We start from the raw sequence: 13,096 nt of genomic DNA, 5'->3' as shown, positions 1-13,096 counted from the left end.
GGCCCATTCCCCTCCGTTTTCCAAATCCGGTCCCGGCGGGCTGTTCTGGGAAAACCAAAACAGACCCTCTTCGGGTCGGCAGGTCTATCGGCTGGTGTGCCAAGAGATGGCCGCTTCGTCCAGGACGAAGCAAAGGCGCCCTTGACGAGCGCTCGGGCTACGTTACGCGGTGGTCCGGGAAGCGTCAACTCGGACCGGGCAGCGCGAACTCCGCCCAGACCGCCTTCCCGCCCTCGGGCAGCCTGCGGGCGCCCCAGTCGGCGGCGATCGCGCCGATGACCTGCATTCCCCGGCCCGCCTCGTCCGCCGGCGCGGCGACCTGGCGGCGCGGAAGGTGCTCGTCCCCGTCCGTCACCTCCACGATCAGGCGGCGGTCGGTGCGGCGCAGACGCAGGCCCATCGGGGCGCGGCCGTGCTTCAGGGAGTTGGCCACCAGCTCGCTCGCGGCGAGCACGCCGAGATCGCGCAGTTCCTCGGGGAACCGCCAGCTGGCGAGGACGCCGTCCGCGAAGGCGCGGGCCCGGGGCGCCGCCTCGATGCCGCCGAGGAGGTCGAGCGCGGCGCCGCGGAAGAGGTCGGCCTCCTCGCCGTGCCGGTGCGGGCAGGTGAGGACGAGGATCGCCACGTCGTCGTCGTGGTCCTCGGTGATGCCCAGCGAGCGCAGCAGCCGGTCGCAGACGATCCCCGGGGTGTCGTCGGCGCCCGCGAGCGCGTGCTCCAGCGCGTCGATGCCCTCGTCGATGTCGGCGTCGCGCCGTTCGACCAGGCCGTCCGTGTAGAGGACGGCGGTGGCGCCGGAAGGGAACGGGACGGTGCCGGACGCGTGGGTCCAGCCGCCGGTGCCGAGCGGAGGGCCGACCGGTTCGGCGGCGCGGTGGACCGTGCCGTCGCGTTCCCTGATGAGGACCGGGAGGTGGCCGGCCGAGGCGTAGGTGAGCGTGCCCTCGTTCGGGTCGTGGACCGCGTACAGGCAGGTCGCGATCTGGGTCGGGTCGATGTCGGCGGCGAGGCCGTCGAGGAGCTGGACCACCTCGTGCGGCGGGAGGTCCAGGCGCGCGTAGGCGCGCACGGCAGTGCGCAGCTGGCCCATGACCGCCGCCGCGCGCACGCCCCGGCCCATGACGTCGCCGATCACCACGGCCGTACGGCCCGCGCCGAGGGTGATGACGTCGTACCAGTCGCCGCCGACGGCCGCGTCCCGGCCGCCCGGCTGGTAGGTGGCGGCGACGCGGAGGTCGTCCGGCTGCTCCAGCTCCTGCGGCAGCAGGCTGCGCTGGAGGGTGACGGCGGCGGCGCGCTGCTGGCTCTCGCTCTCGCGCAGGCGGGCGGCGGAGACGACCTGGTCGGTCACGTCGGAGGCGAAGACGAGGACGCCGCGCCGTTCCGCCGGGGTGCCGGTGAGGGACAGGCGGACGGGGGCGCAGGTGAAGGTGAAGTGGCTGTCGCGCGTGTGGCCCGGGACCCGGCGGGACTTGAGGGTGCGGGGCGTGCCGCTGCGCTGGACCTGGTCCATGAGGGGGATGAGGCCGAGTTCACCCAGTTCGGGGAGGGTCTCGCGGGCCGGGGCGCCGGGGGCCCGGGGGCCGAAGAGCGAGGCGTACGCGGTGTTGACGTAGGCGACGCGGTGGTCGGGTCCGTGGACGACGGCGACCGGGGCCGGCACCTGGCCGAGCAGCTCGTGGACGGCGTGGGCGTCCACGCCGGGGCCCGACGGCGGGCGGGAGGGCGGGGGGCCGATGTCCTTCGGCTCGGTGCGGGCCGACGGCACGGTGGCGGGCTCGGTTCGGGCGGGGGCGGCGCGCCGCCGCTGCGTTCCGGGCAGCCGGAGTCCCCAGCGCGTGAAATTCACAGCTTCCGTTCCGATTCGTTCCGCGTCGTTCCTGGTCCTGGTCTGGTGCTGCTCGCCGCGTGCCTGCTCGTCCATGGTCACACGGCGGTCCGGCGTCAGGTTTCCTCGGGGTCGCGGGGGGTGCCCGCCGCCAGCTCGAATTCGGCCCTCGGGTGTTCCAGCGAGCCGAGGGAGACGATCTCACGTTTGAACAATCCCGCAAGGGCCCATTCGGCGAGGACGCGCGCCTTGCGGTTGACGGTGGGGACGCGGGAGAGGTGGTACGCGCGGTGGACGAACCAGGCGGTACGGCCGGTGAGGCGGCGGCCGTAGACGCGGGCGACGCCCTTGTGGAGGCCGAGGGACGCGACGGAGCCGGCGTTGCGGTGGCGGTAGTCGGCGAGGGGGCGTCCGGCGAGGGTGGCGGCGATGTTGTCGGCGAGGCGGCGGGCCTGGCGGACGGCGTGCTGGGCGTTGGGGGCGCAGCGGGCGCCGGGGGTTTCGGACGTCAGGTCGGGGATGGCGGCCGCGTCGCCGGCGGCCCAGACGTGCGCGGTGTCCTGGACCTGGAGGGTGGGGGTGCAGCGGACGCGGCCCCGTTCGTCGAGGGGGACGCCGAAACGGGCGAGGACCGGGTGCGGTTTGACGCCGGCGGTCCAGACGAGGGTGCGGGCGGGGTGGCGGGTGCCGTCGCTGAGGACGGCGGTGCGGTGCTCGCAGGATTCGAGGCGGGTGCCGAGGCGCACGTCGATGTTGCGGCGGCGCAGTTCACGGAGTGCGTAGGCGCCCATGCGGTCGCCGACCTCGGGGAGGATGCGGTCGCCGGCCTCGACGAGCATCCACTTCTGCTCCTCGGGGCGGAGGGAGGGGTAGTGGCGGCAGGCGTGGCGGGCCATGTCCTCCAGCTCGGCGAGTGCCTCGACGCCCGCGTAGCCGCCGCCGACGAAGACGAAGGTGAGGGCGGCGTCGCGGACGTCGGTGTCGCGGGTGGAGGCGGCGATGTCGAGCTGTTCGAGGACGTGGTTGCGCAGGCCGATGGCCTCCTCGACGGTGCGGAAGCCGATGCCGTGGCCGGCGAGGCCGGGGACGGGGAGGGTGCGGGCGATGGAACCGGGGGCGAGGACGAGTTCGTCGTAGGACAGGTGGACGACACCGGGGCCGGTGGTGTCGCCGGTGATGTCGGCGTCGGTCGTGCCGTTGGTGGGGCGGGGGGCCGCGGCGGTGCGGACGGTGACGGTGCGGCGTGCGGTGTCCACGGTGGTGGCCCGGCCCGCGAGGATGCGGCACCGGTCGAGGACGCGGCGGAGGGGGACGACGACATGGCGGGGTGACAGGGAGCCTGCGGCGGCTTCGGGGAGGAAGGGCTGGTAGGTCATGTAGGGGTCGGGGCTGACGACGGTGATCCGCACGTCGCCGCGCCTGAGCCCGCGCCGCAGTCGGTGCTGGAGGCGGTGGGCGGTGTAGAGCCCGACATGGCCGCCGCCGATCACAACGATGTGCGCGGGTCGCTTCGTCACCTGTCCATGAGGCACCCGGGGGCGCGTGTTTGTCCACAGGTTGCACCGGACGGTGCTCCGTTCGGGGAGGATCGGGGCGGTGGATCGGGGTGGTTTGTCTGCATTGCGGGGGTGGTCGGCGGCGCATTCGGCTTCTCACTGTCAGTGCACTCAACTAAGTTCGTAGGTGCTTCATCAGGGGCGGCTGGGCCGCTCGTCCAACGGGGGAAACGGGGTAACGGGGGTCATGGGGAATACGGGTACGGGGGCCGGGGTGTCCGGTGATCAGGAGCGAACGCGCCGCAAGAACGGGCCGTTGCGGGTGGATGCGCAGCGCAATCTGCGGCATGTGCTGAGCGCGGCGCGGGATGTTTTCGGCGAGCAGGGCTATGGGGCGCCGATGGAGGAGGTGGCCCGCAGAGCTCGTGTGGGAGTGGGCACGGTCTACCGGCGGTTCCCCAACAAGGAGGCGCTGGTCAGGTACATCGCGGCCGAGGAGACGGAGCGGCTGACGGCGCGGGCCCGTGAGGCGCTCGCGGTGGAGGACGAACCGTGGCGTGCGCTGGAGGGGTTCGTGCAGCGGTCGGCGGCGGCGGGGGCCGGGCGGTTGCTGCCGCCCGAGCTGTTGTCGGCGACGGCGGCGGCCGAGCCCGAGGGTTCCGCGGCGGTGCGCGTACCGCAGCAGCGGGGCGCGGGGACGCATGAGCTGCTGTCCGCCGTCGGCAAGTTGGTGGAGCGGACCCGGGCGGCGGGTGAGCTGCGGTCGGACGTGACGGTGGCGGACCTGATGCTGGTCATAGCGACGACACCGCCGCGCCTGGAGGATGCCGGTCGGCAATCGGCCGCTGAGACACGGCTGTTGGCGATCCTCTTGCAGGGGCTGCGCGCCAACGGGCGTTGATCTGCGTGCTGTTGACGCCTTGGCGTGGCGCTGCTCGGTGTGACGGGGTGGGTCGTCCGGCGTAAATCCCCTCGGAAGAGTGGTGTTGGGGTGGCAGCGGCGTTCGGGTGTGCCGGGCTGTGGGACGCTGGCGCCTGTTGCTGACAGCGGTGTACATAACGAGGGCTTCGCGCGATGGGCGTTGAGGGGCAGGGCGGCGGTGCCACGGTGCCACGGCAGCGGCGGGAGCAGGGGGCGTCCGGGACGTCCGACCTTGAGCTGGTCGAGCGGATGCGCGGGGGTGACACCGGCGCGTACGACGAGCTGTACCGGCGCCACGCCGCGGCGGTGCGCCGGTACGCGAGGACGTGCTGCCGTGACTCGGACACGGCGGACGACCTGACGAACGAGGTGTTCACGGCCACGCTCCAGGCCGTCCAGGGCGGGGCCGGTCCGCAGGCGTCGGTGCGCGCGTACCTGCTGACGTCGGTGCGGCGCGTCGCGGCGGACTGGGCGCGCACGGCGCGGCGTGAGCAGCTCGTCGAGGACTTCGCCGAGTTCGCGGTGTCGGCGGAGGCCGCGCTCGCCGGGGACGAGACGGCGCTTGAGGTCGGCGCCGACGTGCGGGCCATGCGGGAGGCGGACGCGTCGATGGCCGTCCGGGCCTTCCGCAGTCTGCCGGAACGCTGGCAGACGGTGTTGTGGCACACGACGGTGGAGGAGGCGTCGCCTCGTGACGTCGCGCCGCTGCTCGGGCTGACGCCCAACGCGACCGCCGTGCTGGCGCACCGGGCGCGGGAGGGGCTGCGGCAGGCGTTCCTCCAGCAGCACGTCAGCCGTTCGCTGCTGGCGGGCGGGGACTGCGCGCGGTATGCGCCGCGCCTGGGGGCGTACGCGCGCGGGGGCTTGAGGTCGCGGGCGGAGCGTGGGCTGCAAAAGCACCTTCAGGAGTGCGCGCGTTGTGCGACGGCCGCGCTGGAGGTGCGGGATCTCAACACGCGGATCGGCGCGGTGCTCCCGGTGGCGCTGATCGGCTGGTTCGCGGTGGAAGCGGGGGCGCGTGGTGGTGCGGCGCTGTGGCTCGGGGTCGCGGGGGCGGGGACCGGAACGGGTGCCGCCGCGGCGGGCGGGGGCGCGGCAGCGGGGGGCGGCGCGGTGGCCGAGGGGCTGGGCGCGCCGCTGAAGGCCGGGATCGCGTCGGGGGTGGTGGCGACGGCGGTCGCCGCGGTGGTGGCGTTCGCGCTGATGGGCTCCGACCCGGCGGACGACCGGGCGGCGACGCCGCGCGATCCGGCGCCGTCGGCTCCGGCCGTGCCCGAGCCGACGCCGGCGGACCCGGCGCCCGAGCCCGCACCTGAGCCCGCGCCTGAGGAGCCGGAGCCCGAGCCGACGCCCGAACGGCCGGTGCCGCCGGAACCGGAGCCTGAGCCGGAGGAGCCCGAGCCGGAGCCGACGCCGGCGGAACCCGCGCCGCCCGCCCCCGAGCCGGAACCGGCGCCTGAGCCGACACCTGAGGAGCCGGAACCCGAGCCGTGGGAGTACGAGTTGAGCAGCCTTTCGTTCGACGTGGCGGCGCAGGGTGACGCCCCGGTGGTGCGGCTCGCGGGCAGCAGCCCGGTGTGGCAGCGGACGGGGCTGGAGATCGGCGGCGAGGAGTATGGCCACGGGATCACGGTCGGTGCGCAGTCGTCGGTGACGGTGGATCTGAACCGCGAGTGCCTGGCCTACCGGGCGGCGGTGGGGATCGACGACATGTCGCGCGGGCTCGGGTCGGCCGTGTTCACCGTCTACGCGGACGGGGTGCGGCTGTGGCGCTCGGACGTGATCTCCGGCAGGGACGGCGCGGTGCGGCTCGACGTGCCGCTCGCGGGCGTCGAGGAGCTGCGGCTGACCGTCGAGCCGGCGGACCGGCTGGGGGCGGTGGCGCTGGCGGACTGGGCGGACTCGGAGATCGCCTGCGCGTGAGCCGGACAAATCCGGTTGACCGGGCGGCCGGGCCACGGGAAGACTACGGAGCGTGATGAACAGTTCGCGTGTCCGCAGCCGTCCCGACCGCTCCGCTCTTCCGGAGGATCGCTCTCATGTCCCCGCATCCGCCCACCACTTCGGCGCCCGCGCGCGATGTCGCGCCGGCGTCCTGGTCCATCCGCGCCTACGCAGCCGCTGACGAGCCCTCCTGGCTGCGCTGCCGCGTCCTGTCCTTCCTGAACACGCCGTACTACGACAACGTCCTCCCGGCGAAGCCGGTGATCGCCGCGCCGGGGTTCGAGCTGGTGGCGGTCGACGCCGCGGGCGTCGTCACAGGGCTCATGGACGTCACGGTGGATGTCCCGGCCGAAGGCACGGGAGGGGAGCCGCAGGCCACCATCGACAGCGTCGCGGTGCACCCCGACCGCCAGCGCCAGGGCATAGGCCGGGCTCTGCTCGCCGAGGCCAGGAACCGCGTACGCGCCCTGGGGATCGGGACGCTCGACGCCTGGACCAGGGATCTCCCGGCGACTCTGCGGTGGTACCGGGCGATGGGTTTCGCCGAGGGTGACCACTACGTCCATGTGTACGCCAGCGAGTACGCCTCACCGGGCGAACCGGAGCGCGCGGTCACCGCCGTCCGGCCGGGCCTTCGGCCCGTCGCGCTCTTCCTGCACGGGACGCTCGCGGAGGTGGACGCGCTGCGGGCGGAGTTCACCCGCGTGTATGTATGCCGACGCTTCACCTTGACGCCCTGACCCGAGCGCGCACCGCCGCGCCGACCGGACAGGTGGGCGCCACGATTCCCGGAACGACGGGCCGGGGTGGCACGCGTTGCCGCGGATGCTCGCGACAGCGGCTCACGGGCCTCGCTGCGGCTCAGCGGGCGCGGGGGCCGCCGACACGTTCGCGACCGTGGGGGTGAGCTGCACGCCGCTCCTGTCGGCCGGCAGCGGCGCGGGCGGCCGCGCCGTGAAGTGACGGCCTCTGGGCGTCGATCGTTGACGACGGCATCGGCGGACTGGGCGCGGACCGTTCCGGACCTGGCCTCACGCCGCCGGTCAGGGCCTCGACGACATGCAGTGCCGACGCGTCGAGCCGGACTGGGCGCGGACGGTGGTGGACGCCTGCCCCAGTTGTGACCCCGGCATGGGACTGGTGCGGTACTGCACGGTCGGCGGCGGCGCGCCCCACGTCCGCACCGGACAGGTGGACGGCGCCGGGAGGCGCCCTGCTTGGCCGCCCCCGCGCTCCGCTGCCGGTCCCGGCCGTCCGTCACGAGACCCCGCCCTCCGGCGGTCACGCTCGGGCCCCTGCGCGCCGACGCCTTCGCGGACAAGCTCGAAGTCGTCACCGGCGGACGGGCCATCGCGCTCGTTCCCGCGTACGACCGGCACCGCGGTCGCCGTGCGCGGCGGCGAACTCCGCCCGTTCGTCGGACACTTGCGGGGTACAGGCGGCCGGAAGCCCGTCCTCTCGCGGACGTGGCACGTCCGGCGCGGAGACCCGGACGTCGGGTCAGGGGCTCACGCCGCTGGTGACGGCGCGCGGGTCGTGGTTGCCCTCGGCCGTCCAGCAGGAGCCGCGGCGGGTGAGGAGGCGGCGCAGCCACACCTCCGTCGAGACCAGCTCGGCGAGGCCGTCGAGGGGAAGCGGCTCCCCCTCGACGGCGGCGCGCAGCGCCTTGCGGACGACGCGGGCCTCGATCAGCCCGGCGTCGGCGAGGAGCGGCGCGTCGAAGAGGTCCACGAGTTCGCCGATGTGCGCGCGCAGGCCGGTGCGGACGGACTCGCCGTGCGTCACGGCCTGGGTGGTGGCGCCCCAGCCGGGGGGCAGGTCGCGTACGCCCGCGCCCTGGAGCACGGCGCGCAGCACGTCGGCACGGGCGCCAGGCTGGACGCGGAGCGTCTCGGGGAGCGCCTGGGAGGCGCGGACGACCTGGTTGTCGAAGAACGGGGCGTGCAACCGCTGGTGGCGGACCTCGACGGCCTGCTCGAAGACGCGGTGGTCGGCCGCGCCGCGGGCCAGCGCGGCGCCCGCCCGGCGCACGCCGGGGCGCCCGACGCCCGCCGCCGAGCGGGGGCGCGCGGCCACCGCTTCGAGCCGAATCGATACTTCCGCCAGTGCCTCCCCCGTGAGCCACTGCGCGGCGGGCCCCGGGCGCGACCAGGCGAGGGCGGCCAGGGACGCGACGAGCGCGCTGTCCCGTTCCGTGGCGCCCGGCAGCGCCCCGAGGGGTCCGCGCAGCGCGACGGCGGCGCCGGTGAGGCCCTCCGAGTAGCTGGTCCTGGCGAGGCGGCGCGCGGCGCGGTAGATCGTGAGCGGCACCATGACGGACCGGCCGCCGCCGCCCGTCGCCCTGGCCAGCGCGGTGACCGGGCGCAGCAGGTGGCGGCGGCGCCGGTCGAGCAGCAGGTCGGCCAGGCGCGCGGGATGGGCGTCGATGACCTGGCGCGCGCCGTTCCCCACGAAGTGGTCGGCGCTGCCGGCGGTGAGGCGGTGGCGGTGGCGCGCGGCGATGACGAGGGAGGGGCCCGGTTCGTCGGTGAGCGGCCCGTTGGCGAGGCCCGCGTACGGGAGGGCCTCCTCGCCGCCGGTGACGACGATGTGGTGGAGCCGGGGGTTCTCGGCGATGGCGCGGGCCCGTTCCAGTTCGGCGGCGCGGGCGATGGCGCCGGGGGTGCCGGTGCCGGACGGCGTGAGGTCGTTGAACGTGACGGCGAGGAGGCGTTCGCCCGCCTGGGTCGCGCCGGTGCCGAAGACCGTGCCGGGCATGCCGGGCAGTCCGGCGGCGAGGAGGGCGAGCGTCGCGGAGGCGCTGCCGCCCGAGAGGTCGGCGCCGACACCCGGCGCGGGCTCGGCGTGCCGCGCGCCGTGCCGGTCGGCCGGGCCCATGCCGGGGACGGGGCCGCCGTCCGTGGCGGGTGCGTGCCGTGGCGCGGCGAGGCGGGTGCGGACGGCCTCCATGAGGGCGTCGCGCACCCCGGCGACGGCGACCTCGTGGTCGACGGGCGGGGCGGCGACGACGAGCGGGGCGGCGGGTTCGTAGTCCACGACGTCGCGGCTGCCGCCCTCGCGGAGCATCAGGGCGTGCCCCGGCGGGACGCGGTGGACGCCGCGGTAGGGGGTGCCGTCGCCGGTGGCCTCCGGGGCCTCGGGGGCGGCGAGGAGCGCCGCGAGGTACGGAACGTCGAGCTGCGCCTCGGTGAGGTCGGCCAGCGGGAGCGCGGCCGTGGCGTAGGCGCTGCCGCCCGCCCAGTCGGTGTGGAAGACGGGCCGGACGCCCGCGAGGTCGGCGGGCACGACGGTGCGGCGGCCGAAGCGGGCGACGGCGGTGTAGCTGCCGGGCCAGGTGGTGAGCTGGCGGAGTGCGCCGGCGCGCGCGGAGACGAGGGAGCGGCGCAGCGTCGCGTCGTCGGCGCCGCAGTGGCCGAAGACGGCGAGGTGTGTGTCGCCGTCGGCGTGGACGAGGCGGATCTCGTCGGCGCGCCAGTCGCCCACGGCCCAGAGCGGGTCGGGGCCGTCCCAGAGCAGGTGCGCGCCCAGCGGCTGGATGTCACGGGCAGCGCCGGCGGCGGCCCCGCACCACCCGACCAACCACCGCATCGCCGCCTCCCCCAGTGAGTCCGGAGCCTTGGGAGCCTCCCCCGGGGACGTCCGGATTCCGGACCGTCGCGCAGGTGCCCAGGGCCATGCTGCCATGGGACAGGGGTGAACGGGGCACACCGGGGAGGTCGTTCGCGCGGCGTGGCGAACTGCCGCGCGGGGGCGGACCGTTCACGCCGGAGTGCGCGGAGCGCGCGGGGGCGCCTGGTGCTTTTCGGCCAAAGTGTGGCCGGAGAGCGGCGGATGGCGGGGGCGCGTACGGGCGCCCGCGGCCGCGGTCCGGGAGACGCCGGCCGTCTCCCGGACCGGTCCGCCGCCCGCGGGGACGGGGACGGCGGCTTCCCCCGGCCCGCCGGTTCCGTGAGGGCAGCGGGCCGACCCACGCGGTGACCATCGAAGCGCCGGGTCCGCCGGACGGCCAGAGCGCACGGCCGGGCGCACGGCCACATGGGTGGAGCACGCGCGCGGGAGGGGTCAGCTCTCGTACGTCCGTACGGTCAAAAACACGCCAACCGGGATTCACCCCCTTAACGGTCAGGAGGCACCGAACTACGCTGGGTTGGCGGAGGGTACGGGAAGCCCCGCGCTGGTCGTGGGGCTGCCGTTGGGTGTGTCAGGGGTGCGCGCATGTCCAGGGAGCAACGCGGGCCGAACGAGAAGCTGGGCGCGGTTCTCGCCCTTGCGGGGATCAGCAACGCCGGTCTCGCCCGGCGGGTCAACGATCTCGGCGCGCAGCGCGGCCTCACGCTGCGCTACGACAAGACCTCCGTCGCCCGCTGGGTGACCAAGGGCATGGTGCCGCAGGGCTCCGCGCCGCATCTGATCGCGGCGGCGATCAGCGGCAAGCTGGGCCGGCCGGTGCCGCTGCACGAGATCGGGCTCGCGGACACCGACCCGGCGCCCGAGGTGGGCCTCGCGTTCCCGCGTGACGTGGCGGGCGCGGTGGACGCGGCGACGGAACTGTTCCGGCTCGACGTCACGCCGGGGAAGGGTATCTGGCAGTCGCTGGCGGGCTCGTTCGCCGTCAGCGCGTACGCCGGGCCCGTGTCGCGCTGGCTGATATGCCAGGCCGACGCCTCGGTCGCCCGGGAGGCGGGCGAGGCGCGGCCGGGCGGGCAGCAGCAGCCGGAGGGCGGCGCGGGAGGACGCGTCGGCCACTCGGACGTCGCCAAACTGCGGGAGGCGGCGGAGGAGGCGCGCCGCTGGGACTCCAAGTACGGCGGCGGGGACTGGCGTTCGTCGATGGTGCCGGAGTGCCTGCGCACGGACGCGGCGCCGCTGCTCCAGCGCGGCTACACGGACGAGGTCGGCCGCCAGCTGTTCCGCGCGACGGCCGAACTGACGCGGCTGGCGGGCTGGATGGCGTTCGACACCGGCCAGCAGGAGGCCGCGCAGCGGTACTACATCCAGGCGCTGCGGCTCGCCCGCGCGGCGGCCGACGCGCCGCTCGGCGGCTATGTGCTGGCGTCGATGTCGCTCCAGGCGACCTACCGGGGCTTCGCCGAGGAGGGCGTGGACCTGGCGCAGGCGGCGCTGGAGCGGAACCGTTCGCTGGCCACCGCTCGGACCATGAGCTTCTTCCACCTCATCGAGGCGCGCGCGCTGGCGAAGGCGCACGACGCGCCGGGCTGCGGCCGCGCCCTGTCGGCGGCCGAGAGCTTCCTTGAGCGCTCGCGCGTCGGCGACGACGACCCGAGCTGGCTCGACTTCTACGCGCACGACCGGCTCGCCGCCGACGCGGCCGAGTGCTACATCGACCTCAAAGTCCCGGGCCAGGTACGGCGGTTCACCGAGCAGGCGCTGTCCGAGCCGACCGAGGAGTTCGTCAGGTCGCACGGGCTGCGGCTCGTCGTCGCGGCCGTGGCGGAGCTGGAGTCGGGGAACCTGGACAAGGCCTGCGCGGTCGGAGCGCGCGCGGTGGAGGTCGCGGGCCGCATCTCGTCGGCGCGGACCACGGACTACGTGCGGGACCTGCTGCACCGCCTCGCGCCGTACGGACACGAGCCGCTGGTGCGGCAGTTGCAGGAGCAGGCGCGCGTGGTGCTCGCCGCCCCGGCATGATGGGGTGTATGACGCGCGCGGGCACCGGAGTGTCGTACGACTGTGATGTGCTGGTCGTGGGCGGCGGGATCGTGGGGCTCGCCACCGCGTACGCGCTGCGCGCCGCGCGGCCGGGGATCGCCGTGACGGTGCTGGAGAAGGAGCCGGGCCTGGCGCGCCATCAGACCGGGCGCAACAGCGGCGTGATCCACAGCGGGCTGTACTACCGGCCCGGGTCGCTGAAGGCGCGCTTCGCGGTGCGGGGCGCGGCGGCGCTGGTGGACTTCTGCGCGCGGCACGGAGTTCCGCACGCGGTGCCCGGCAAGCTCGTCGTCGCGACGCGGCCGGACGAACTGCCCAGGCTGCACGACCTGGCGCAGCGGGCGCGGCGCAACGGGGTGCCCGTACGCGAGCTGGGGCCGGCGCAGATCGCGGAGTACGAGCCCGAGGTGCGGGGCCTGGCGGCGCTGCGGGTCCTGACCACGGGGCAGTGCGACTTCACGGCGGTGGCACGGGTGCTGGCGACCGGGCCGGACGTACGGCGGTCGGCGGAGGTCGTGGCGGTGGACCGGCGGCCGGGCGTGGGCGTGGCGGTGCGTACGGCGCGCGGGGAGGTGCTGCGGGGGCGCGCGTTGGTGAACTGCGCCGGCTTGCACGCCGATCGCGTGGCGCGGCTCGCGGGGGACGATCCGGGGCTGCGGGTGGTGCCGTTCAGGGGCGAGTTCTACCGGCTGCGGCCCGAGCGGGCGCACCTGGTGCGCGGCCTGGTCTATCCGGTGCCCGACCCGGCGTTCCCGTTCCTCGGCGTCCATCTGACGGCGGGGCTCGACGGCGAGGTGCACATCGGGCCGAACGCCGTGCCCGCGCTCGCCCGCGAGGGGTACGACTGGCGTACGGTCCGCTGGCGCGACGTCGGCGGGACGCTGGGGTACGGCGGCGCGTGGCGGATGGCGGCGCGGCACTGGCGGTACGGCGCGGGCGAGGTGCGGCGGTCGTGGTCGCGCGCCGCGTTCACCCGGGCGGTGCGGCGGCTGCTGCCGGGCGTGGCGCCCGAGGACCTGCTGCCGGCCCGCGCGGGCGTACGGGCGCAGGCGGTGCTGCCCGACGGGTCGCTGGCGGACGACTTCCGCTTCGCGTCGGGCCCGCACACCGTGCACGTGCTCAACGCGCCGTCGCCCGCCGCGACGGCGTGCCTGCCGATCGGCGAGGAGGTCGCGGGGCGGGCGCTGCGGGTGCTGGCGGGCGAGGAAGCCTGAGAGGGGGCGGGCCGGGCGGCGG

8 protein-coding genes are annotated in these 13,096 nt (G+C 75.4%); 5 read left to right on the top strand and 3 right to left on the bottom strand.

Annotated elements, in window-relative coordinates; all coding sequences use genetic code 11:
* Positions 1–184: 184 nt before the first annotated feature.
* A complete protein-coding gene (locus ACL02R_RS14485) occupies positions 185–1,849 on the bottom strand; it encodes a SpoIIE family protein phosphatase (RefSeq protein WP_412797297.1) in 1,665 nt (554 codons plus the stop codon).
* 95 nt (positions 1,850–1,944) lie between these two features.
* Positions 1,945–3,345 carry an NAD(P)/FAD-dependent oxidoreductase gene (locus ACL02R_RS14480; RefSeq protein WP_412797291.1) on the bottom strand — a complete coding sequence of 467 codons (1,401 nt, stop codon included), beginning with the start codon at positions 3,343–3,345 and terminating at the stop codon, positions 1,945–1,947.
* 226 nt (positions 3,346–3,571) lie between these two features.
* On the opposite strand from ACL02R_RS14480, the gene ACL02R_RS14475 reads away from it, so the two are divergent.
* The 3 genes from ACL02R_RS14475 (at position 3,572) to ACL02R_RS14465 (ending at position 6,930) form a co-directional block, all read left to right on the top strand.
* The gene (locus tag ACL02R_RS14475; protein ID WP_412797290.1) at positions 3,572–4,225 is read left to right on the top strand and encodes a TetR/AcrR family transcriptional regulator; all 654 of its coding nucleotides are present in this window, start codon (positions 3,572–3,574) and stop codon (positions 4,223–4,225) included.
* A gap of 174 nt (positions 4,226–4,399) precedes the next feature.
* Complete coding sequence (locus tag ACL02R_RS14470) at positions 4,400–6,169, top strand: sigma-70 family RNA polymerase sigma factor (protein ID WP_412797289.1); 1,770 nt, start codon at positions 4,400–4,402, stop codon at positions 6,167–6,169.
* Positions 6,170–6,285: 116 nt separating this feature from the next.
* Positions 6,286–6,930, top strand: a complete 645-nt coding sequence (locus tag ACL02R_RS14465) for a GNAT family N-acetyltransferase (protein WP_412797288.1) — start codon at positions 6,286–6,288, stop codon at positions 6,928–6,930.
* Positions 6,931–7,690: 760 nt separating this feature from the next.
* Here the strand turns inward: ACL02R_RS14465 and ACL02R_RS14460 are convergent.
* A complete protein-coding gene (locus ACL02R_RS14460) occupies positions 7,691–9,778 on the bottom strand; it encodes an asparagine synthase (RefSeq protein ID WP_412797287.1) in 2,088 nt (695 codons plus the stop codon).
* A 627-nt stretch (positions 9,779–10,405) separates the two neighbouring features.
* Here ACL02R_RS14460 and ACL02R_RS14455 point away from each other — a divergent pair.
* Together ACL02R_RS14455 and lhgO are read left to right on the top strand one after the other, a co-directional pair.
* Positions 10,406–11,839 (top strand): MFS transporter, encoded by a 1,434-nt coding sequence (locus ACL02R_RS14455; RefSeq protein WP_412797286.1) that lies wholly within the window; start codon positions 10,406–10,408, stop codon positions 11,837–11,839.
* Between the two features lie 8 nt (positions 11,840–11,847).
* Positions 11,848–13,074, top strand: coding sequence for an L-2-hydroxyglutarate oxidase (lhgO, locus tag ACL02R_RS14450; protein ID WP_412797285.1), 1,227 nt, complete (start codon positions 11,848–11,850; stop codon positions 13,072–13,074).
* Positions 13,075–13,096: the final 22 nt, after the last annotated feature.

The organism is Streptomyces sp. MS19 (assembly GCF_047200595.1).
In the GTDB taxonomy this organism is placed as follows: domain Bacteria; phylum Actinomycetota; class Actinomycetes; order Streptomycetales; family Streptomycetaceae; genus Streptomyces.
This window is presented reverse-complemented; position numbering and strand designations above follow the sequence as displayed.